Origin of the sequence: Emticicia oligotrophica DSM 17448 (assembly GCF_000263195.1) — a bacterium.
Classification (GTDB): domain Bacteria; phylum Bacteroidota; class Bacteroidia; order Cytophagales; family Spirosomataceae; genus Emticicia; species Emticicia oligotrophica.
In genome coordinates, this window is sequence record NC_018748.1 from 979,117 (window position 1) to 1,001,115 (window position 21,999).

The 21,999-nt window shown below is 35.3% G+C and carries 19 protein-coding genes; 14 read left to right on the plus strand and 5 right to left on the minus strand.

Annotated elements, in window-relative coordinates; genetic code table 11:
* Positions 1–35: 35 nt before the first annotated feature.
* Positions 36–710, minus strand: a complete 675-nt coding sequence (locus EMTOL_RS04215) for an NUDIX domain-containing protein (protein WP_015028027.1) — start codon at positions 708–710, stop codon at positions 36–38.
* Between the two features lie 138 nt (positions 711–848).
* On the opposite strand from EMTOL_RS04215, the gene EMTOL_RS04220 reads away from it, so the two are divergent.
* Both EMTOL_RS04220 and EMTOL_RS04225 read left to right on the plus strand, forming a co-directional pair.
* Positions 849–1,076 carry a cytochrome b5 domain-containing protein gene (locus tag EMTOL_RS04220; RefSeq protein ID WP_015028028.1) on the plus strand — a complete coding sequence of 76 codons (228 nt, stop codon included), beginning with the start codon at positions 849–851 and terminating at the stop codon, positions 1,074–1,076.
* 143 nt (positions 1,077–1,219) lie between these two features.
* On the plus strand, positions 1,220–1,462 hold the full coding sequence (locus EMTOL_RS04225; protein WP_015028029.1) for a hypothetical protein: 243 nt from the start codon (positions 1,220–1,222) through the stop codon (positions 1,460–1,462).
* A 197-nt stretch (positions 1,463–1,659) separates the two neighbouring features.
* Here EMTOL_RS04225 and EMTOL_RS04230 read toward each other — a convergent pair whose 3' ends face one another.
* Together EMTOL_RS04230 and EMTOL_RS04235 are read right to left on the minus strand one after the other, a co-directional pair.
* Positions 1,660–2,493 (minus strand): hypothetical protein, encoded by an 834-nt coding sequence (locus tag EMTOL_RS04230; protein WP_015028030.1) that lies wholly within the window; start codon positions 2,491–2,493, stop codon positions 1,660–1,662.
* A 32-nt stretch (positions 2,494–2,525) separates the two neighbouring features.
* Positions 2,526–3,326: an MOSC domain-containing protein gene (locus EMTOL_RS04235; RefSeq protein ID WP_015028031.1), complete on the minus strand. Its 801-nt coding sequence runs from the start codon at positions 3,324–3,326 to the stop codon at positions 2,526–2,528.
* A 246-nt stretch (positions 3,327–3,572) separates the two neighbouring features.
* Here EMTOL_RS04235 and EMTOL_RS04240 point away from each other — a divergent pair, with 246 nt between their 5' ends.
* The 10 genes from EMTOL_RS04240 to EMTOL_RS04285 all read left to right on the plus strand — a co-directional run bounded on the left by EMTOL_RS04240 (position 3,573) and on the right by EMTOL_RS04285 (position 17,339).
* Positions 3,573–5,594 carry a CHU_0125 family OmpA-like outer membrane integrity protein gene (locus tag EMTOL_RS04240; RefSeq protein WP_015028032.1) on the plus strand — a complete coding sequence of 674 codons (2,022 nt, stop codon included), beginning with the start codon at positions 3,573–3,575 and terminating at the stop codon, positions 5,592–5,594.
* 113 nt (positions 5,595–5,707) lie between these two features.
* The gene (gene msrA, locus EMTOL_RS04245; RefSeq protein ID WP_015028033.1) at positions 5,708–6,361 is read left to right on the plus strand and encodes a peptide-methionine (S)-S-oxide reductase MsrA; all 654 of its coding nucleotides are present in this window, start codon (positions 5,708–5,710) and stop codon (positions 6,359–6,361) included.
* Positions 6,362–6,902: 541 nt separating this feature from the next.
* Positions 6,903–7,283 carry a hypothetical protein gene (locus tag EMTOL_RS04250; RefSeq protein WP_015028034.1) on the plus strand — a complete coding sequence of 127 codons (381 nt, stop codon included), beginning with the start codon at positions 6,903–6,905 and terminating at the stop codon, positions 7,281–7,283.
* Positions 7,284–7,459: 176 nt separating this feature from the next.
* Entirely contained in the window at positions 7,460–9,979 is a 2,520-nt protein-coding gene (locus tag EMTOL_RS04255; RefSeq protein ID WP_015028035.1) for a YbcC family protein, read from the plus strand.
* Positions 9,980–9,982: 3 nt separating this feature from the next.
* Complete coding sequence (locus EMTOL_RS04260; RefSeq protein WP_015028036.1) at positions 9,983–11,845, plus strand: proton-conducting transporter transmembrane domain-containing protein; 1,863 nt, start codon at positions 9,983–9,985, stop codon at positions 11,843–11,845.
* 64 nt (positions 11,846–11,909) lie between these two features.
* Positions 11,910–13,505, plus strand: a complete 1,596-nt coding sequence (locus EMTOL_RS04265; protein WP_015028037.1) for a SulP family inorganic anion transporter — start codon at positions 11,910–11,912, stop codon at positions 13,503–13,505.
* Between the two features lie 108 nt (positions 13,506–13,613).
* Positions 13,614–14,855: a carbohydrate porin gene (locus tag EMTOL_RS04270; RefSeq protein ID WP_305953174.1), complete on the plus strand. Its 1,242-nt coding sequence runs from the start codon at positions 13,614–13,616 to the stop codon at positions 14,853–14,855.
* A 73-nt stretch (positions 14,856–14,928) separates the two neighbouring features.
* Complete coding sequence (locus tag EMTOL_RS04275) at positions 14,929–15,723, plus strand: DUF2490 domain-containing protein (RefSeq protein ID WP_015028039.1); 795 nt, start codon at positions 14,929–14,931, stop codon at positions 15,721–15,723.
* Between the two features lie 133 nt (positions 15,724–15,856).
* A complete protein-coding gene (locus EMTOL_RS04280; RefSeq protein ID WP_015028040.1) occupies positions 15,857–16,315 on the plus strand; it encodes a sterol desaturase family protein in 459 nt (152 codons plus the stop codon).
* Between the two features lie 256 nt (positions 16,316–16,571).
* Positions 16,572–17,339 carry a hypothetical protein gene (locus tag EMTOL_RS04285; protein ID WP_015028041.1) on the plus strand — a complete coding sequence of 256 codons (768 nt, stop codon included), beginning with the start codon at positions 16,572–16,574 and terminating at the stop codon, positions 17,337–17,339.
* Between the two features lie 61 nt (positions 17,340–17,400).
* On the opposite strand, the gene EMTOL_RS04290 is transcribed toward EMTOL_RS04285, so the two are convergent.
* A complete protein-coding gene (locus tag EMTOL_RS04290) occupies positions 17,401–18,522 on the minus strand; it encodes a lipid A deacylase (RefSeq protein WP_015028042.1) in 1,122 nt (373 codons plus the stop codon).
* Positions 18,523–18,777: 255 nt separating this feature from the next.
* On the opposite strand from EMTOL_RS04290, the gene recA reads away from it, so the two are divergent.
* Positions 18,778–19,863 carry a recombinase RecA gene (gene recA, locus EMTOL_RS04295; protein ID WP_015028043.1) on the plus strand — a complete coding sequence of 362 codons (1,086 nt, stop codon included), beginning with the start codon at positions 18,778–18,780 and terminating at the stop codon, positions 19,861–19,863.
* A gap of 88 nt (positions 19,864–19,951) precedes the next feature.
* Here the strand turns inward: recA and EMTOL_RS04300 are convergent, their stop codons facing one another.
* Positions 19,952–20,386 (minus strand): hypothetical protein, encoded by a 435-nt coding sequence (locus tag EMTOL_RS04300; RefSeq protein ID WP_015028044.1) that lies wholly within the window; start codon positions 20,384–20,386, stop codon positions 19,952–19,954.
* Between the two features lie 221 nt (positions 20,387–20,607).
* Here EMTOL_RS04300 and EMTOL_RS04305 point away from each other — a divergent pair, with 221 nt between their 5' ends.
* Positions 20,608–21,996, plus strand: a complete 1,389-nt coding sequence (locus EMTOL_RS04305; protein ID WP_015028045.1) for an arylsulfatase — start codon at positions 20,608–20,610, stop codon at positions 21,994–21,996.
* Positions 21,997–21,999 lie beyond the last annotated feature (3 nt).

Here is a 21,999-nt window from a genome sequence, read left to right on the forward strand (position 1 = left end):
AGAACTCATAACTCAAAATCGCACTGAAGACCCCATCACAACTTTTTTAGTGTTTCAAAATCACCTATTTTGGTCAAATACATATAATCTAGCAATACTGCATTAGTATTATTAATAAGTTTATGACCTTCTACAAATGGTACTACATGGGTGGTAATTCTCTCAAATTCATAATCTGTACCCATTTCTTTATTATTCATCGCAGCAATTTCCTCTCCTGTCATTTCAATTTCGCAAGCATACAAATAAACTGCTTCATCGCTTGTTCCTGTTGCAGGAAAAGTCCTCTTCCCATTCATTAAATCCATTAATTGGTCTTCCGAAATCTCTAATCCTGTTTCTTCTCTCACTTCTTGAACCGCAATTTCAAGTGGCGTTTTAGTACCATCAACCATGCCAGCTGGGTGTTCATACGTAAAACCACCTTCAGCTATTCGGCGTTGTTTAACTAAAAGCAAAAACTTCTCGCGAGTTTCTTTATTAATCAAACAAATAAGTACACAAACTACTTCACCTTTTAAAAAGCAAATGGGTGGAATCTTATCTCCTTCTGGCGTTTCAGCATCGAGCATTAATAAAGAAAATAATACTTCTCCATTATAGCGGCGACGAGTAAAATGTTCATCCACTTTATTGATTTTCAAACCATTAGCTATCAGATTTTTCTTCCAAAGCTTAAATTTATGTGCGTCTTCTAGTTGTTCTTGCATCTGTTTTTGAGAAATTCTAATGAAAATTTTAAAACAAAAATAGTAGATATAGGTTAGAAATTCGTAGAAAATAAATTCAAGAGGCTTGTTTCTCGACAGATTTTCGCCAATTTTGCCACTAAATTGAATGAAAGTCAAGTGAAAGAATATACTAAAAACCAACTCGCCCTACGCAACGGACAAGATAAAGAAGAAATCTGGGTAGCTTATAAAGGGCAAATCTACGACGTGGGTAGTTCGAGGCTATGGAAAAATGGCAAACATTATGAACATTGGGCTGGGCAGGACCTCACCGAAGAATTGGTCGATGCACCTCACAATGAAGCTGTTTTTGAAAAGTTTAAGATAATAGGGAAATTGGTTTAAGTAAAAATATTATGCCTATAATGAATCTTAGCTATCGTTTGTAAAATTTGTGGAAGCACGTTCAGAAGTCCTTTCAATATTTACTCAATTTCCCAAAATTAAAGTACTAATAATCAACTATTTAATCATTATTAAATCGTTACATGAAACTCGTAGAATCAATTATATTATTTGCAAGTTTGGCTTTTATGGCCATGTTTATCGACCAAGCACTTTATAAACACGTGCCACTAAGAGATAGCTATTTCTTTTTGATGTTTTCGGTGGCGGGCTTTTTCTATTATACCTACCGCCGTGGGCTTAGAATTATGAAAGAAAAACAAGAACAAGAAGCCAAAGGCAACGAAAAACCAAAGAAAATAGAAGATAGATTAAAGAAAAAATAATTGAATTATACAGAAAACTTTGCAGTAAAAAAAACGCTAGTTTTAGCTAAAAAGATAATGTAATCTGTGAAAATCAGCGAAAATAGGTATGTGTTATCAGCGGTTTAAAAATTGTGACAATATCTCTATATTTCCGAAAAATAATACATTCATCGGCATGACTTTCTAACGAATTTTTGAAATCATGCTGATACATTTTAAGTCCATATCAATAATAGCAAAGGCAACCAAAATACCATTTCGCCGAGCCAACGATAATTATCATTTACCGCAATTTTATTTCGAAAAACAAAAATCAAAGTGGTACAAAAAGCCATTAGGATTTCTACTTGAAAAACCTTTTCCATAAAACCAATTTCTGCAAAAAACAAACTGGTCATTGTAAAAACAAATACGCCAAATATCAGATAAGTACAATTTTTCTTGCCAAGTTTTTTGGCTAAATTTTTGGTATTGGGCAAATCATTAAGTTCAAAAAAGGAAAACACTAAGATACTTTGGTGAACCAACAAAAAGAAATTAAAAGCGGCAATAAACTCATCAGCTTCTAGTTCGAGTTTTGTTGACAAAGCTCCTCCCGAAACACAAACACAATAAATGGCGGCCGTAAAAATCTCTTTAAAATACTGATAATCAGAAGAAATATTATTTTTTTGGAGAATGTAGAAATAAAGAAATAAAACTCCAACTAAAGTAACACCAAAATAAACAACTGCCTTTGGCAGAAAAAACACCATCAGAGTGGCTATCAAAAAAAGAATAATAATGGTTATTTGCAAATAATATTGATGCTCATAATGGAATTTGTGTCTTGCATCTTCAGGTTCAGATTTTAGGTTATCCAATAAGCGGTCAAGTATATAAATAATCCAAGTACAAATACCCAAAATAACCAAAGATGGAATATTGACCACACCTTTTCCATCGGGCATTTTCCAGAACATCCAACTACATACAACAGCTCCCACTACTACATCAAGACTTAAATAATGAAGCGTTTTTAATAGACTATATTTACTGTTTGAAAGCATATTTTTACATAAGCTCTGTGGATTTTTACCATTTAAAAGATAATCTCATCTCCAACCGAAATTTTACCAGTTTCAACTACCAATAAATTCTGTCCAAACAAGATTTTATTATTAACGTTGCGGTATTGTGTTAGCGTGCGTAAAGGTTCTTTTCCTTTTTCTGCCGTTTCTGGATTAATGGTTGTAAGCACACATCTTGCACAAGGTTTTACACCAACCAATTGGGCACTTCCCACGTGAAAGTATTTCCAAGAATCTTCTATATGTGCTTCGCCACCCGTAAACACAAGATTTGGCCTGAAACGCTTCATCGTAATTGGTTCTTCTAACTTACCGTTGAGTTCATCGAGGCTGCTTTGTCCAATAAGCAAAATCGGATACCCATCTGCAAAACTAGTATGTTCTTTTTGGGTAATCGAATATTTCGGGTCAGTCAATCGCACAGAATCATTTGGCTGATAAAACAATGCACATTTTTTGTCTAAAACAGTAGTAAACCAAGCATCTACCTCATCGCTCACACGAATGCCACGCACGATATCATCCCAAATCGTAATCACTTGCTGTTCAGCTGTTTGTGGTTCGAAAGGCACAGATAATGGAGCAATTTGCTTCACGCGATGTGAAACAACTAAACCATCTGAAGTCAACTGCACATCAATCAATGCCATTTGTTCATTTTGGCGTTGTGTAATAAACACATTATTTTCATCGGCCAATACCCAACGGCGGTCATGCTGAAAACCCCGCTCTTCAACTTGTGCTTCTTGAAGACTAATTCCTCCCAATGATTTGATAGGATAAATTGTAATTTCGGAAACGATAAATGCCATATAATTTCTATTAATACTACTTCTATTTTTAAACAAATATTAATCTCAACTCACAAAATTCATCCTACATTCGTTTTCAACCACAGCTAAATAAGGCATTTCTACCTCTATTATTTATGACTTTCTTTTTTACACAACAATTCTTTAAAAAAATCGTTTGATTGAATAGGTTAAACTCCTAAATTGAGTCGAAATAACAGATTTTTTTTCTCAAAACCCTTAATCTATATCTTTAATCTAAAGCAGATGAAAAGAATACTTCATATCATTGCCCTTTTAGTGTTTGCAAATTCGGTTTTCGGGCAAATTCAGTTGTATAAACGAGGGCTTTCGAGTTTCGATAAAGGCCAGTATGATTTGGCCATTAAAGATTTAACGAAAGTAGTAAATATTGATGAAAGCGAAAAAGCCAATCTTTACCATAAGATTGCCGAATCATATCGTCTATCAAATCGTTGGGTAGAAGCAGTGCCGTTTTACCAAAAAGCTTTTGAAGCGAAACTTACCAATCCTGAGGCACATTTTCACTACGCTTTTGCCCTGAAAGCTGCGGGTAACTATGATTTAGCTTTGAAAGAATTACAGCAATTTATCGACTCAAAAAGTACGATAAAGGCCTACAACGAAAAAGCTTATCGTGAAGTCAATACGCTCAAAACTATTGATGATATCAAGAAAAAACAAAGTGTAGTAGAATTTAAAAATCTTTCTCAACTCAATACAAAGGGGTCTGAATTTGCTCCAATGGTTTTGGGAGATGAACTGATTTTCACCGCTTCACGCAAAAACAAAATTTACTCAAATGGCTTGCCGTATGTTGGACTTTACAAAGTGAAAATCGACAAGTCTATTGCTGAAATGGGTAAAATTGAAAAGTTCAGCGACGCAATTTTTGATGAAGAACGCAATGAGGGTACGCCAACTTTCTCTCCAGATGGCAAAACAATGATTTATTCTCGTGGAAATACAGGCAAACGCAAAGACCTTTCGCCTGATATGGATTTGTATATCTCACGCTACGTAGACGGAAGTGGTTGGACTGAACCACGCTATGTAAGTGCCTCAGATTCTGCCAGTTGGGATGGAACCCCAGCTTTTTCTCGTGATGGAAAAACAATATATTTTTCTTCTAACCGTCCAGGGGGCTTTGGTGGATTAGATATTTATCGGGTCAATATGGATGCTTCGGGTCGTTTCGGAAATCCTGTGAATCTAGGAAAAGAAATCAATACCGCTGGCGATGAAATGTTTCCCTATGTTTCAGAAGATGGAAAGCTTTATTTTGCCTCTGATGGCCACCCAGGTTTAGGTAAACTTGACCTTTTCTTAGCCGTACGTGCAGGTGGAAAAATTACAGTTGAAAATATGGGTATTCCATACAATTCAAACATGGATGATTTCGGCTTAGTGATGAGTAAACGTGGTGATGTATTTTTCTCATCCAATCGTGCAGGTGGCTCAGGAGATGATGATATATATTTTTACGAAGCTCCTAAAAAAACCGAATTGGCTGAAAATGATGACCCATCGAAAAATCCTTTACTAGCTCCGAAAAAGGGAAATCCTGATAGTACGGCCAAGGCTTTAGAAATCAAGACTGTTAACTATTACCTAGTTGGTACAATTACCACCAAAAATAACAATACTTTCGTCCCACTCGACTCTGCGAGAGTACGCGTAGTTGATACCGAAAACGACGAGGTAATTATAGAAACTTCTACGGGTAACGACGGTAAATTTGGCCCAGTAAAACTCAAGGTTGATGGCAATTATTTAGTGATGTCGAAAAAACAAAACTACTTGACCAATCGTGAAGAATTTTCGATGTCAGGCCGCGAGATACCACAGTCTTTATTGAAAAAAGCTGTTACCGATACCACATTCTATACTTCACTTAATCTGGAAAAAGTATTTGTGGGAGTTACATTCCGTTTAGATAATATTTATTATGATTTAGATAAATGGGATATTCGCCCCGATGCAGCTATCGAACTTGATAAATTAGTGCAAGTACTTGTTGATAACCCACAAATTAAGATTGAGCTTGGTTCGCATACTGACTCACGTGCCACGGAGATTTATAACCTTCGTTTATCTCAAAAACGTGCAGAATCGGCCATTAATTACATCGTCTCGAAAGGTATTTCCCGTGAACGCCTTACGGCCAAAGGTTATGGAGAGAGTGAGTTAATTATTAAAAACGCTAAAACAGAAGAAGAGCACCAAACCAATCGTAGAACTGAATTTAAGGTTCTTGAAATTGAATAAAATAATTTTCAAAATTTCATTAAAACCAAAATTGCTATTAAAGCGTTTATACATACAAGCGTGTCAAGCCCAAGCCTGACACGCTTTTTTAATCAAAATCATTTCAAAAAGCTATGAAGAAAACATTCTTGACCAGCCTTTCGTTGGGTATTTTTATTTTGGTTTTAGCCTGTAGCACTACAACCAAAACCAAGCAAACAATTGTTGAAGATAAAACAGTTTACGGCCCTACCGTAAAAGCATATTTCGCATCGGGTTGTTTTTGGTGCGTTGAGGCTATTTTTGAGAGCCTTAAAGGAGTTAAAGAAGCTACCTCGGGTTATAGTGGTGGACACACGAAAAACCCTACTTATGAAGATGTAAATACTGAATTGACAGGCCACGCAGAGTCGGTAGAAGTAATTTATGACCCCCAAATTATTTCTTATGAAACCTTATTAAAAGTTTATTTTGCTTCGCAAGACCCCACACAAGTGAAAGGACAAGGGCCTGACCACGGAGATTCGTATCGTTCGATTATTTTTTATCAGAATGAAACAGAAAAGACTTTAGCCGAAAATTATAAAAAACAACTCAACGAATCGGGCAAATACAAAAAGCCAATCGCTGTTGAAATTGTACCTTTTAAAATTTTCTGGAAAGCCGAAGATTATCACCAAGATTACGAGCGAAATCATCCTGAAAATCCTTACGTACAGAATGTTTCGATTCCAAGAATCAATCGCATGAAAGCTCAATTTCCTGAATTATTAAAAAAAGGTCATTAATGACCCATAGAGGAAGTTGCAAAAGACGTTATTCGCTAAGTTTATTAATTTATTTTCTAACCTCACGATGATTATAGATTCTTTTATGAAAATATAATTCTTAGCAATAACATTTCTGAAGCAACTTCCTTTACTTTATTCTACCCCAAAAATCTCTAAATGTATCTATCCACTTCAGAGTTATTGATTCCCCTTTTTCTTCATAAATAAACTGATTAAATAAAATATTATATTTTCAAAATATATTGAAAATATTTTTAATTCAATATTTATGGTTTTATTAAAATTTCCAAACAAATCAAATATTATTGAATAATTAACAAATATTTCAAAATTCTAAAAATTAAAAATTTGGCAAAACACCTTTATATTTTTAATCATTTTTTAATTTTTTAAACAAAAACAGTAATTATTCAAATAATCTATTATAACAATTAAAGAAATTTGTATTATTTTAGGATAAACCACTTTTTTTTCAACTTGTAATTACTACATTTGAAATAAACAAAACCTAAACTAACAAACTTCTCTATTAATCCTCATGAGGATACTGCTGTCTATACTGTGGTTTACAACAAACATATTGATTTTCAATGTGTTAGCTCCGCTGCATGGAAGTAGAGAAAATACCCACAATGAGTTCAATCTAAGCTTCTTAAGTCAATCTTCGGCTAATCATTCTTCAAATAAAAACGCTAAAGATTTTTCTCTGCCCGAAAAAGTTGAAGAGAACCTAGAAGAAGACACCGATAATGAATCTGATATTAAGTGTTTAACTTGTGAACTAGGTTATAATCCTTCCTATTACTCAATTCTTTTTGAATTGAATTCATGGATTATAAAAAGTATTTCACCACGAAATTATAGCATTTCTAGCCTAATTCTGGCAAAATTTATCCTTCATCAAAATATTAGGCTCTGATAAACAGCTAAACACTCCATTTGTTTCTTTGAACTAGCTCTAGATTAAAAAAATTTAATCTCTTTTTAAAACTCCTTTCAGAAGCTAAACCTTCATTTGTACATAAAGATATTTTGAAGGAAAACTTTTCAAAAGAAGTTTAACATCCTCTTTTTTACCGTTCACTATTATATTACATGAAAAACAAGCATTCAACTGAATCAGCCAGATTCGATGAACATGAGCTTTTGCACGAACTGAAGCACTTCTTACCTGCACAAGCTCCGCTTAAAGACTTTGTTCATCATAACACGCTCCACGCCTTTCAAGACACTAAATTTTATGATGCTATACGTAGAGCATCGAAATTATTTGGTTATAAAACTTCTCTTTCATTGGAAGAGTATCGTGCCTTATTTGAACAAGAAAAAATAAATCCTGACATTTTAGAAAGAGCCATTATTCAAAAAAAGGGTAAAAAAGACTTAGAAGAATGGAAATCTAAAGCATTGTATGGTAAATACGATCAGACAACCTCGCCTCGTATTGGTCTTCTACGTGCTAACTGGAAAAAGAGATATTACATTGACCTCGACCTGCTTGTTCATCCTTTATTATTTCGTATTCTTTGTAGTTATCTCGACCAAGGTATAGCTATTTGGAGTTTTCCTGATACACGTAAGGGCTTTTTAGCTTCTTTAAGAGAAATCGAGCAAAATACTTTTAGTAGCTTTTTCAAAACTCCTCGTGCCAAAAAACTTTTGCTTGATGGTACTTGCACGATGGAAGATTTATTAAAAATAGTTGTGGGCGACTCTTCGCTCTACAATTTATATATATTCGACCAACAATTTGCCCATCAGGGTTGGTCAGGTATTGTTTCAGCAATTGAAGATTTACCTCAAACCCTGTTAGACCGCAAGAATATTTCATTAAAAGAGCTGATTATTTTTGAGTTACTACTGGAAATAGATGCTCTTGACGAGAAATTTGGCGAAAACTGGATTTCATTAAGCAACCGCTCCGCTGATTTTGTTACCGACTTTTTCGGCGAAGTACCAGCCACTGAATTAAGCGACCTGTTAAACATTTGGCAAGACGCTTTTGAATGGACTTACTATGACCAAGTTTTGGCGGGTATGCAAGTAGCCGAAACCGAAATTCCACACCATCATGCAAAACAATCATCATTTCAAGCTGTTTTTTGTATTGATGACCGTGAATGTTCAATCAGAAGATATGTTGAGCACCTCGATGAGCACTGTAGAACATACGGAACGGCTGGTTTTTTTGGCGTAGAATTTTTCTATAAACCCGTTCATGCAAATTCATCTACCAAACAGTGTCCGGCACCTGTAACACCTCAATATTTAATCAAAGAGGTAGTAGAAAACTCAAAAGCTGTACAAAATAGCGATATACATTTCGAAAAACACACCCATTCTCTAGTAATGGGGTGGCTTATTTCTCATACTTTAGGCTTTTGGTCGGGTTTGAAATTGTTCCTCAATGTCTTTCGTCCATCCGAAAATGCGGCAGCGGTTTCTTCGTTCAAGCACATGCACCCTACTTCGAAATTAACCATTGAAAACCAGAGCCTAGATGACCGTGAAGATGGACTTCAAATAGGTTTTACGGTTGAAGAAATGGCTTTAAGAGTGGGTAATTTGCTTAATAGTATTGGTCTAGTAAAAGATTTTGCTCCAATCGTTTATGTGGTGGGTCACGGTGCAAGTAGTGTCAATAATACGCACTATGCAGGCTATGATTGTGGTGCATGCTCGGGCCGACCTGGTTCGATTAATGCCCGCGTGATTAGCTTCATGGCCAATCATGCTGGAGTTCGCGAAATGCTTCGTAAACAAGGTATTGATATTCCTTCGACCACACAATTTGTGGGAGCTTTACATGATACAACTCGTGATGAAATTGAATTTTATGATACTGATATTTTAATTGAGGAAAATCAACCAAAACATAAAAACAATCATACACTTTTTGTAAAAGCTCTTGATTTTAACGCTAAAGAACGCTCAAGAAGATTTGAATCAATCGATACTAAGTTAAGTCCAGAAGAAGTTCATGAGAGAATCAGACGTCGTGCGGTTTCATTATTCGAACCACGTCCCGAACTCAACCATGCTACTAATGCCCTCTGTATTGTAGGTCGTAGAGATTTATCTGAAAGCTTATTCCTTGACCGCCGTTCGTTCATGAACTCTTTTGATTTCAGAGTTGACCCAGAAGGGAAGTTTTTAGTAAACATCCTGAATGCAGTAGCTCCGGTATGCGGAGGTATAAATCTTGAATATTATTTTTCAAGAGTAGATAATCAAAAACTTGGTGCTGGCTCTAAACTACCTCATAATGTTATGGGTCTATTTGGGGTAGCCAATGGCATTGACGGAGACCTTCGTCCTGGTTTGCCAAGTCAAATGATTGAAGTCCATGACCCCATACGTTTACTCGTTATCGTTGAGCACTTCACTGATATAGTTTTATCAGCTATCCAAAAATCAGCTCAAACTTACGAATGGTTTTTCAATGAGTGGATTCACCTTGTTGTTGTTCACCCTATCACAAAAGAACTTTCGTATTTCAAAGATGGTGAATTTGAGCCATATATTCCGATTAAGCAAAAGCTTAAGAAAATTGAAAACGTTGAACCTTTAGTTGAATCAAATCAAGATAATTTCCCAGTTTATTTAATCAAGTAAAAAATGACTCAGATACTTCAATTATTCATCTTTATACCTTTTTTAGGCTTTATTATTAGCTTGCTAATTCCAGCTAAAAAAGAAAATACGATGTCGTGGGTAGCCTTCTCTACCGCAGGTCTGAATCTTTTATTTTTGATTGGATTTGTGGGTTATTGGTTATTCAATGGTCATCCGATATTAAATCTAAAAGAAGTTGTACTCTTTAAATCCAAAGAGTATGAATTCCTACTTGATTTGTGCTTCGATAAAATTACGGTTGTGTATTTATTAGTTGGTGCGTTTCTAACCTTTCTCGTAACCATTTATAGCCGTTATTATCTACACCGTGAAAGTGGCTATAAGCGATTCTTCAACACCATTTTATTCTTTTATCTAGGTTATAACATCACCATTTTATCAGGAAATTTTGAAACCCTTTTTGTTGGTTGGGAAATTTTGGGTGTTTGCTCATTCTTATTAATTGCATTTTACCGTGATAGATATTTGCCAGTAAAAAATGCCATCAAAGTATTTTCAGTATATCGAATTGGCGATGTGGGTTTAATTTTAGCGATGTGGGCAAGCCACCATTTATGGCACGAAAACATCACTTTCTTAAAGTTACTCAACTATGAGTTAGTACACGAACATTTAACCGAACATAGCTACATTGGCGTTTTTATTTCGCTAATGATTTTATTGGCGGCAGCAGCTAAATCGGCTCAATTGCCATTTTCTTCTTGGCTTCCAAGAGCAATGGAAGGGCCGACACCATCAAGTGCCATTTTCTATGGTTCGTTATCGGTACATTTAGGAGCATTTTTATTGATGCGTACTTATCCATTCTGGGAATTTCAAACCTCAGTTAGGGTACTAATTGCACTTTTAGGTCTTTCAACGGCTCTGATTGCTTCACCCATCGCTCGTGTTCAATCATCAGTTAAAAGTCAGATTGCTTATGGTTCAATTGCCCAAATTGGCTTAATTTTCATTGAAATTGCTTTAGGGTTGAATACCTTCGCATTATTCCATTTTGCTGGCAATGCCTTCTTACGTACTTACCAACTTTTAGTTTCACCATCAGTAGTAAGTTATAAAATCCGTGAGCAGTTCTATAACTACGTGCCACGTCATCATACGATTGAAGACAGTTTTCCGAAGAAACTAGAATATTCGATTTATTTGCTTAGTATCAAGGAGTGGAATCTGGACTCATTCATGAATTTAATTGTTTGGAAACCGCTCAAAAATATCGGCAGAAAGCTTGATTTTCTTACTATCAATCGCCTTTTACTCTTATTTATTCCTGCTTATTTATTCGGTTTGGGAGCGTTAATTTACTCAGGTGAAGGTGTAGAGCACCACTACCTGCCAGCCACTTTTGCACTCATTGGTTTATTGATGATTCTTAAATCTTTTTCAGAGCGTAGAAGTCCAATGATGAGCTGGTTATTATTAATCATGAACCACTTTTGGATTGCATTAGCAATTTCTTTCAATGAAAAATTAGATTCTAAAGAAGCAGTTTTCTATCTGAGTGGCGTGGTTGTTTCAGGAATTCTTGGTATTTGGGGCATACGAAAACTTCAAACCTACGAGAAGAATATTGACCTCAACCAATTTCATGGACATTCTTTTGAGCATCCAAAATTTGCTTTTATTTTCTTGATAGCTTGTTTAGGTCTTGCGGGTTTCCCGATTACGCCAACATTCATTGGTCTTGATTTAGTATTTAGTCATATTAAAGAAGACCAAATAGTTCTAGCCTATGCTGCGGCATCAAGCTATATCCTAGCTGGTATTTCGCTCATCAGACTTTATTCGCGTCTTTTCCTTGGGCCTCATGTAAAAACCTATCATGAAACAGCCTATAAATCTTCTTAACACTGAAGTTTAATTATAAAACAACCATATAGATTCTAAAATATAAATTTTTAAAAATTCAACAATGAAAAATAATTCAAAACTCACCCTGCCTAAAGATGGAATTGAAGGTTTGAAAGAAAACTTTTCAACTGATGCCGTATCGGGCTTTATTGTATTTCTTTTAGCCCTACCATTAAGTTTAGGTATTGCAAAGGCTTCAGATTTCCCGCCAATCATGGGTTTAGTAACTGCTATTATTGGTGGAATCGTTGTGAGCTTCTTCATGGGTTCTAAACTTACCATCAAAGGACCAGCAGCTGGACTAATTGTGATTGTTGCCGGAGCCGTTGCCGAATTTGGTGGAGGCGAAACAGGCTGGCATTTAGCATTGGGAGCAATGGTAGTTGCTGGTTTGGTTCAAATTTTATTTGGGGTTTTCAAACTTGGTAAATTAGCCGATTTCTTTCCACTTTCAGCTATTCATGGAATGTTAGCTGCCATTGGTTTGATAATCATTGCTAAACAAATTCCTGTATTGCTTGATGTTGACCCAGCCATGACTAAAGGCAAAGGACCTATTGCTTTATTAGGTTCTATTCCTCAGTTTATTATGCACCTCGACCCTAAAGCAACAATTATAGGTGCAATAAGCTTGGCTATTATGTTAGGCTGGCCATTCATAAAAGGACCACTCAAAAAAGTTCCAGCTCCGTTAGTCGTGTTAATTATTGCTATTCCAGCAGAGTTAATCATGGATTTCCAACATACTGAGCCTGCGTATGCTTTAGTACACATTGGTAATTTATTAGAAAACATTAAAGTAAATGTCGATTTTGGCGGAGTTGCTCAAATTGGAGTGTTTATCAAATATGTTATTATGTTTGCTTTAGTAGGGTCTTTAGAGTCACTTCTTACTGTGAAAGCAATTGATATGCTTGACCCCTATCGTCGAAAATCAGATACTAACAGAGACCTCATTGCTGTGGGTATAGGAAATACAATTTCGGCCGTTTTAGGTGGTTTACCAATGATTTCTGAAGTAGCTCGTAGCTCTTCAAATGTTAATAACGGAGCTAAAACACGTTGGGCAAATTTCTTCCACGGTTTCTTTATTTTAGCTTTCGTTTTATTAGCTTCTCATTTGATAGAATTAATCCCAAATACTGCTTTAGCAGCCATGCTAATTACAGTTGGTATAAAATTAGCACATCCTAGAGAGTTCATTCATACTTTCAAGATTGGTAGAGAACAATTAGGAATTTTCTTAGTTACTATTTTCTTTACTCTTTTCGAAGATTTATTGGTTGGTATCGCCGCTGGTATGTTGCTAAAAATTATCATTCACATGTATCATGGTGCTTCGGTAACGGCTCTTTTCAAAGCCCCTGTAGTAGTTTCATTTACCGATGATACTTATTTAGTTGAAATTGATAGAGCTGCAATTTTTACAAATTATTTGGGTATTAAGTCTAAACTTGAAGCTATTCCTCCAGGATTCAAAGTAATTGTTGATTTAAAGGGCACGAAATTGGTTGACCACTCTGTTATGGAAAACTTACACCATTTTGAACACGATTATACGCAAAGCGGTGGAACTGTTCAATTAATAGGCTTAGACAATCACGTACCGGTTTCTGAACACAGATTAGCTGCACGTGTGAATTCTGCATTAGCATAATATTGCCTAATTAGCGTTAGTCGTGAATGACTAACGCTAATCTTTCGCTTCGATAAAAATACTGTTTGAAAAATGAATGCTAGACACTTTTTGTGCTATTTTTTAATAGTGCCCATAACAACCTTTGCTCAAAAACAAATAACTTTTCATTTTCAACAGACCGTTGTTTCACAAACCAAACCCAGTATTAGTGCCCCTTATAGTGGAAATAACAGCCTAGTATCCAATAAAGAAACGCAAGCCTCTATCACGGCAACCTTTTTTACTGGTTCAAAATTATGGAAGGGAGCAGAAGGCTACTTTGATGCTGAATTATCTGGTGGAAGTGGCCTCAGTGGTGCAAAAGGAATTGCGGGCTTTACAAATGGTGAGGCCTTTAGAATTGGGGATTCTGCTCCAAAAATCTACTTAGCAAGATTTTACCTAAAGCAAACAATTCCTTTAAGCAAAGAGTATATTCTCGTTGCAGATGGAATTAATCAAGTTGCTACAAAATACCCAACCAAATATCTGAGATTCGTAGTTGGCAAGTTTTGCTTATCTGATTTTTTCGATAATAATTCTTACAGCCATGACCCTCGAACTCAATTTTTGAATTGGGCCTTAATGAGCAATGGAGCTTGGGATTATGCCGCCAACGTACGTGGCTATACCACTGGATACGTGATTGAATACGGCAGCCCCCAATTGGGAGTAAGGTTTAGTACAACGGCTGTACCCACAACAGCAAATGGCCCCGATTTGAATTATAATTTTGCTAAAAACTATTCACATTCTTTCGAAATAAATAAATCAATTGGGCAAAAAACAATCATTCGGGCTTTGGCTTACTATACCAAAACTTATATGGGCAATTATACAGAAGCAGCCCAAAGTACCGATAAAAACATTATAAATACTCGCAAGGATGGACGTACGAAAGTTGGATTTGGATTAAATGCCGAACAACAATTAAGTCCGAATTCTGGCTTATTCTTTAGAACAAGTTGGAATGATGGCCGAAACGAAACTTGGGCTTTCACCGAAATCGACCAATCAATTAGTCTTGGATTTTCGAATAATGGCACCAAATGGAAACGCCCGAATGATACTTTCGGCGTTGCAGTTGTTGCTAATGGAATCTCAAAACAACACCGAAATTACCTAAGTGAAGGAGGATATGGTTTTATGGTTGGCGATGGTAAACTCAATTATGGTTTAGAAAAAATCTTTGAAACGTATTATAATATTCACTTACACGATAAACATTTTTGGCTAGCTCCCAATTATCAATTTGTTGTGAATCCTGCCTATAATAAAGACCGAGGGCCCGTCAATGTGTTTAGTTTAAGAGCACATGCCGAATTTTAAGCCTTTTCTTTAAAAGAATTAATCATATCATTAATATTTGCTTTATTTTTCAGTAATCTTTTATAAAAATCCAATGAGAAACTTTCAAAAACTCTTATTTTTAGCAATTTTAGTTACAACTTTTTCACCTACTTTTGCTCAAATTAAAAGTCAAAACAACAATATTTGGCTACACTACGTTGGTAAAAATATGCTTAACAAAAAGCTTTCGTTTACGCTAGAAGCTACTATGCGATATGCCAACGGCTTTAGTGAAAAACAGCAATATTTCATTCGTCCTTCATTCGACTATCAGTTTACCAAGCACTTTATCGGAAGCATCGGTTTTAGTCATTATAATACTTATGTTTATGGTATCCCTGCCATAAACAAACGCCCTATTCCAGAAAATCACCCTTGGATTCAAGGTACTTTTAACCATCAATTTGGTGATTTAAAGCTAACCAATCGTTTACGTAATGAATTTCGTTTTGTAGGGATTGCCTCAAGTACGGTACCCACACCAACAAGTCAAAGCGATTATACGATTAGCGATTACAAATTCCGTGACCGTTTTCGTTACATGATTTTAGCTACATATCCACTCGTAAAGAAAGATAACAAGCCCAAATTACTCGGAATCATCGGCGACGAAGCATTCATGAATATTGGTAAATTAGGCACTGATGTTAGCAAAAATAATGTTGGAAAGACCTTCATGAACCAAAACCGTATTATTGCTGGTTTGGGGTATGTCATCAATCCTCACCACCAAATTCAGGTGTGCTATATTCAACAAAACATCTGGAACTTCCCTGATACTATTGAGGAAAGTAACCCAACTGTTCGATTATCTTACCTTACCAATCTTTCATTTGCCAAGAAATAATTGCTTTATATGTAAGCTACTAAAAAGCCCTATTCTTCATTGAACGGGGCTTTTTTTATTTGATTCTTTCAAAATCCTCAAACAATCATTGATAGATTTGTGTTAAATATAAAATTTATAAACAGTTTTATATATGATGATTTTAGCTAAGTTTTTGATTACTATAGGGACTTTTGCATTTATGGAATTTGTAGCGTGGTTTTCTCATAAGTATATCATGCACGGCTTTGGGTGGGCATGGCACGCTGACCATCATAACCACCATAAAGGCTTTTTTGAGAAAAACGATTATTATGCAGTTGTATTTAGCGTTGTCGCTTCCTCTACAATTATTTATGGCAACACTAACCCTGAGTTTTGGTATTTAACTTGGTTTGGAGCAGGTGTTACACTCTATGGTATCGCCTATGTTGTATTTCATGATATCATAGTTCATCGCCGTGTAAAAATCAAGTTCGTGGCAAAAAGTAAATACATGAAACGTATTATGAATGCTCATTATATTCATCATAAAGTACACACCAAAGAGGGTGGAGAAGCTTTTGGGTTTTTGTATGCTCCTAATAAATACGAGCCCAAAAAGAGAGATTAAAATAACCTAAACTAATATAATTCTTTTACTAACGTGACATAACTTCCCCAGAAGTTTGTCACGTTTTTTTATCTAAAAATTATTATGATACCTTACAATAACCATTCCCAATTTTTTTTCATCCACATTTAATTTTACTTTTAAGGTTAATTCATTGACTATAAGTATTTTATAATTTATGAATATTATTTACATTACCTACTTTTTTAGCACGATTTTTGTAGTATTTTGACTAATTATAGTTGATTATTATTTCATGAAAATTGCTGTTCTATTCCTATTATTTATTGGTTTTACAATTACTGGTTTTGCCCAAACTTCGACCGATATTACTGAAACTATTTACCGAAGTTTTTACAACGAAACTGTTACTATCAAACCCGAAAACCCTGATAAAGCCATTAAGCGTCGATATTGTATTTTTATAGATACAACTCAAAGTTCTATTTTTAGTAAAAATTTAGAACAAAGTATTGAATTAGATGATTATTATCAGTCAATTGTTTATCGTCATTGCAGAAACTTTAAAGCATCAAAAAAGTTAAATCAACTTTGGTCTTTTAAAGATGACTCGCTCTTTCAATCACTGCCCCAAAAATGGTTTGAAGCTCAAGAATTAAATAACAAAACCTATATTTTTTGTCCCAAAAGTATTCGTGGGCATTACTCGTTTCACCTATCAGATTCTACCATTGTGGTAACTAAAGGAGAAGGACCAGAAACACATTTTATAAAAACTGTGAAGAAATTACAGAACTCAATCATGATTGATTGTTTTCAAGGAAGTAAATTTACTATCAAGATTCTTGACACTAAAACCCAATTAGCCATTTGGAAAATCGAAGATAATATATATGAACATAGCGTTATATATCGTCTTTCCGTACCCGTGAATAGTTTCAAATATTATCACAAAATAGTGAATCATAGTATTGAAGATAAAATCCCCGATGACCTCGTATTTGATGAGATTGACTTTGAAGATATTTTATCCTTTACTGGTAAAATGAAAGCAAGATTTTAATATAAATTACTGATAATCGCTGTTGAAAGAATGCGGGCCATAATTTTTTTATGGCCTTTTCTTATAGTTTACAACTCAAATATAAACCCTCAGAGTGTTCGAATAATTTATGATTAAAATCGTAATATGGTTCTATTCTTAACGAAATATTTACTTTTTCTGACAAGCTCCAATCTTTTACCAGCCTCATTATCAACAAATTACGCCTATTTTCATAATATCCTTCGTTATTAAACTTTCGTGAACTCGACTGCATCAAATCATTACCAAACGGTGCGTTAAAGAAGCTTCCAAACCAATAACTAAAACCAACTTGATATTTCTGATTCTTCCAATAAGTATTCATGTAATAGCCCGAACCTTGCAATGGAGACTCGAAATAACCTACGTAATAATTATCCATAGTCACCGAACTTTGTCCACTAAATGCCTTCTTTAACCTTAGCCCTAAAGCAGGATTCATAAGTGTACGAACGGGTTGTAAGCTTTGAATATTTTGCCCTCCTAAATGCAATACACTAGCTTGCGTAAGAGCTTGAACCTTAAAATCTCTAATACTTATCGATGGACTGTAAAAAGACACCCCAGCCCAAATTCGCTCTTGATTCGTTCTTCCTGCAATTGTGGTTTGTTGCCAGTCGAGCCAGCCATCAAAGAATGTATCTTTCTTTTCGTATTTAGCCTGAAATCCATGTTCTAGAGGTTGATTGAGCAAACGCTCAAACGACACCAAAGGCTCTATCATTCGGTGGTTGATATTTCCTTCTATATTACCAAATAAAAAACGCCAATCCTTTTGTTTGACCTGTACAGTAAATGTTGGTTCGATTTCTTTCAGACCATTATAGCCATATTCTTTCCTAACAAATACTCCAGCCTTAATTTGTACTTTTTTATGAACTTCATAACCAATGCTTGGGTTCACATAATAGCCAATAAGTGTGTATCCATCAGCAATTTCGTTGAAGTATTCGTTGTTTTTAATATAAATTAAGGAATTTAAGTTAAATTGTACTTTTCCAATTTCAATGCCTTTAAAATTATGTTTACTTTCAAGATTGTTATTATCTACTTGTGCGTATACATGTATGTGTACACACAGCATAAAACACATACAAAAAAATAAATATTTTAAAAAACCACTCATCATCAAAAAAGACCTTTTATCATTTTTTTTGAGCATTGTATTAGATAATTGTATTACCTTTGTGATGTTCAACCACTCCACATAGGAAGTGATTTTGATGAGAGTACATAAAAAAACACAACAAGATTTATTGAAAATTTCAAAAAATTAAATTGTACTTTTTTAATACAACACAAACAAAAACACACAAAAATATATTGTTAAAAAATAGACTAAATTGAAATATAAGCAAAATTTACTTAAATAGTAAAACTTTATAGTAATAACATTAAAATCCAAATCTAAAATAAAATGGCAGCAGACAAAGAAACTAAAGGTGACGACAGAGCTAACAAATTGAAGAGTCTCCAAACTACTATGGAGAAGTTAGATAAAACGTATGGCAAAGGAACAGTCATGCGTTTGAGTGATGCAAAAGTAATGGAAGTTCCTTCTATTTCGACTGGCTCTCTTGGTCTTGACCTTGCTTTGGGTGTAGGTGGCTTCCCGAAAGCTCGTATCATTGAAATTTATGGCCCAGAGTCTTCGGGTAAAACAACACTTGCGATGCAAGCCATTGCAGAATCTCAAAAACAAGGTGGTATTGCTGCTTTCATTGATGCTGAACACGCTTTCGACCGCACTTACGCCGAAAAACTAGGCATTGATACTAAAAACTTACTTATCTCACAACCTGACTACGGTGAGCAAGCTCTTGAAATTGCCGAGCATTTGATTAGCTCAGGAGCCGTTGATATTATCGTGATTGACTCAGTAGCGGCCCTTGTTCCAAAAGCCGAACTTGAAGGCGATATGGGTGATAGCAAAATGGGCTTACAAGCACGTATGATGTCGCAGGCTATGCGTAAACTAACCGGTACAATCAACAAAACTGGTTGTTGCTGTATCTTCATCAACCAATTACGTGATAAGATTGGTGTGATGTTTGGAAGTCCAGAAACAACTACTGGTGGTAATGCCTTGAAATTCTATGCTTCGATGCGTATTGATATTCGTAGAATAGGTCAAATCAAAGATGGTGAAGATATCCTAGGTAACCGTACTCGTGTAAAAGTTGTTAAGAACAAACTAGCTCCTCCATTCAAAGTAGTAGAATTTGATATTCTTTACGGACAAGGTGTATCGAAAGCTGGAGAAATACTTGACCTTGCGGTTGACCTTGAAATTGTAAAAAAATCAGGTTCGTGGTTCTCTTACGGCACCTCAAAATTAGGCCAAGGCCGTGATGCCGTTCGTGATATGTTGAAGGATAATCCAGAATTAATGGCTGAATTAGAAGATAAAATCAAGGCTGCCGTAGCTTCTGATGCCGATGCGTTGATGGATAGTAAGCCAGGTGACCAAGATGGTATAGTAGAAGACGATACCCAAGAATAACGATGAAAAATTAGATTATAGGAAATAAGTAAACGTTAAAAAGACAGCCTTTTAGGCTGTCTTTTTTTATTACAATAAACTGATAATTTTATAATGTAGAATCAGACTTAGCTTCGGTTTTAGGCTCTGTATGATTCGGAAAAGTTTGAACTGGCACTGGGTGACTTAGAAATTCTACATCTGTAATAAAATACTTAGTATCTCCATTCCAAGGGAATTGAAAGAATTTTTCGGAATATTTTAAAGTTATACGCTCGCCAGTTTTTAAGGCTCTTTGTAATTTCGTAATCACTGAATCGGTCTTGCAAGAAAAATCAAAATAACGAGGTGTTAGCGTACCTGTTTCTCCTGAATAACCTCCTTCATTGAGTACTCCTTCGTAAGTTTTAAAAACGTAGCCACGCTCGCTTAGTTTGGAAATTGTTCCTGCTCTTTCTCCTTTTGAGTAATACCCTGCCGTAAGATAATACCCTACTGCTATCAATAATAATAGTATAATAATTAAAGTGGCTTTAAGTTTCATTTTTATTGAGTTTTTGTATTTTTAATGATACAAAAGAACGGATTTTTTAGAAAAATGCAAATAATTATGTGTTGTAAGGCTATCCTTAAGGAGCACCTCAACATATAACTTATGACAGGTTTTTTCTAAACTTGTCACAAAACCCATTCAACGAAAAACAGGATAAGTTTATTCAGAAAAAAGTTTAACTTGCTTACCCGAATTAATTCAACCTTAATATCATGCGAAAACTTATTTCTTACTCACTGATTCTATCATCACTGATAGTATTAGTTTCAGCAAAACCAAGTCACGAAAATATTCTTACAAAACCCAATATTATTTACATTATGGCCGATGATTTAGGCTATGGTGATATTGGATGTTACGGACAAAAAACATTAAAAACCCCCAATCTCGATAAAATGGCTGCTGAAGGTATTCGCTTCACCGATTTTTATTCAGGAAATACGGTTTGTGCTCCCTCGCGATATGCCTTAATGACAGGCCTACACATGGGGCACGCCTATATACGTGGTAATGGAGAATTTCCGATACGTGAAAACGAACAAGTTTTACCGAAAATCATGCAAGAAAATGGTTATACTACAGCCATGTTTGGCAAATGGGGATTAGGTCAAAGTCATAATACAGGTTCGCCAGAAAAACAAGGCTGGGACGAGTTTTTGGGTTATGCCACCCAAGGGCATGCTCACCGATTTTATACCAATAATTTATGGGCAATTCAAAATGGAAAATGTGTGAGTTATCCGATGGATTCTCTTCAACATTCTCATCCATTTATTACTGAAAAAGCCTTTGATTTTATAAAAAAAGGTCATGAAAAGCCATTTTTTCTCTACTGGGCTATTACAATGCCACACGCCGAAATGTATGCTCCTCCTGCTACTTTAAAGAAATATTTGAATTCGGATGGAAGCAGTATTTTTGAAGAGAAAAAACCATTTGTACAAATGGCCAAAGGCGGACGCTCATATCGGTCACAAGATAAACCAAATGCCAATATGGCTGCCATGATAGACCACATGGATGCAGATATTGGCCGCTTAATTGCTCTTCTCAAAGAATTAGGTTTAGATAAAAATACTTACGTTTTCTTCACTTCTGATAATGGACCCCACAATGAGGGTGGCCGAGATATGGAGTTTTTTGATAGTAATGGCTCACTCAAAGGTTTCAAAAGAGATTTGTATGAAGGAGGTATTAGAGTACCGATGATTGCTTGGGGAGCGAATATCCCCAAAGGGAAAATAACCCATGAGCCATTAGCAAACTGGGATGTATTGCCCACTTTTACTAATTTAATTCGAGCAAAAACACCTCAAAACATTGATGGTATTTCATTTGCCAATATTTTAGCTGGGAAGAAAATTAAACAAAAGCACGATTATTTGTATTGGGAATTCCATGAAAGAGGCTTCGACCAAGCAGTAAGAAAAGGTAAATGGAAACTAGTGAAACAAAAAGGAAACACTGAATTATTCGATTTGAGCACAGACCTTGCAGAAACAACAAATTTAGCAGTAAAATACCCTAAAATTGTGGCAGAAATGGAGAAAATCATGCAAACTTCAAGGGCCGATTCGGAGTTATTTCCTGTGAAGAAATAGAAA

Excerpts from the sequence above, each read along its gene's own strand:
- EMTOL_RS04290 (WP_015028042.1), bottom strand. The coding sequence starts at position 18,522 with ATGCTCAAAAAAAATGATAAAAGGTCTTTTTTGATGATGAGTGGTTTT.
- recA (WP_015028043.1), top strand. The coding sequence starts at position 18,778 with ATGGCAGCAGACAAAGAAACTAAAGGTGACGACAGAGCTAACAAATTG.
- EMTOL_RS04250 (WP_015028034.1), top strand. The coding sequence starts at position 6,903 with ATGAGGATACTGCTGTCTATACTGTGGTTTACAACAAACATATTGATT.
- EMTOL_RS04235 (WP_015028031.1), bottom strand. The coding sequence starts at position 3,326 with ATGGCATTTATCGTTTCCGAAATTACAATTTATCCTATCAAATCATTG.
- EMTOL_RS04280 (WP_015028040.1), top strand. The coding sequence starts at position 15,857 with ATGATGATTTTAGCTAAGTTTTTGATTACTATAGGGACTTTTGCATTT.
- EMTOL_RS04230 (WP_015028030.1), bottom strand. The coding sequence starts at position 2,493 with ATGCTTTCAAACAGTAAATATAGTCTATTAAAAACGCTTCATTATTTA.
- EMTOL_RS04265 (WP_015028037.1), top strand. The coding sequence starts at position 11,910 with ATGAAAAATAATTCAAAACTCACCCTGCCTAAAGATGGAATTGAAGGT.
- EMTOL_RS04305 (WP_015028045.1), top strand. The coding sequence starts at position 20,608 with ATGCGAAAACTTATTTCTTACTCACTGATTCTATCATCACTGATAGTA.
- EMTOL_RS04255 (WP_015028035.1), top strand. The coding sequence starts at position 7,460 with ATGAAAAACAAGCATTCAACTGAATCAGCCAGATTCGATGAACATGAG.
- EMTOL_RS04285 (WP_015028041.1), top strand. The coding sequence starts at position 16,572 with ATGAAAATTGCTGTTCTATTCCTATTATTTATTGGTTTTACAATTACT.
- EMTOL_RS04275 (WP_015028039.1), top strand. The coding sequence starts at position 14,929 with ATGAGAAACTTTCAAAAACTCTTATTTTTAGCAATTTTAGTTACAACT.
- EMTOL_RS04215 (WP_015028027.1), bottom strand. The coding sequence starts at position 710 with ATGCAAGAACAACTAGAAGACGCACATAAATTTAAGCTTTGGAAGAAA.
- msrA (WP_015028033.1), top strand. The coding sequence starts at position 5,708 with ATGAAGAAAACATTCTTGACCAGCCTTTCGTTGGGTATTTTTATTTTG.
- EMTOL_RS04225 (WP_015028029.1), top strand. The coding sequence starts at position 1,220 with ATGAAACTCGTAGAATCAATTATATTATTTGCAAGTTTGGCTTTTATG.
- EMTOL_RS04300 (WP_015028044.1), bottom strand. The coding sequence starts at position 20,386 with ATGAAACTTAAAGCCACTTTAATTATTATACTATTATTATTGATAGCA.
- EMTOL_RS04240 (WP_015028032.1), top strand. The coding sequence starts at position 3,573 with ATGAAAAGAATACTTCATATCATTGCCCTTTTAGTGTTTGCAAATTCG.
- EMTOL_RS04260 (WP_015028036.1), top strand. The coding sequence starts at position 9,983 with ATGACTCAGATACTTCAATTATTCATCTTTATACCTTTTTTAGGCTTT.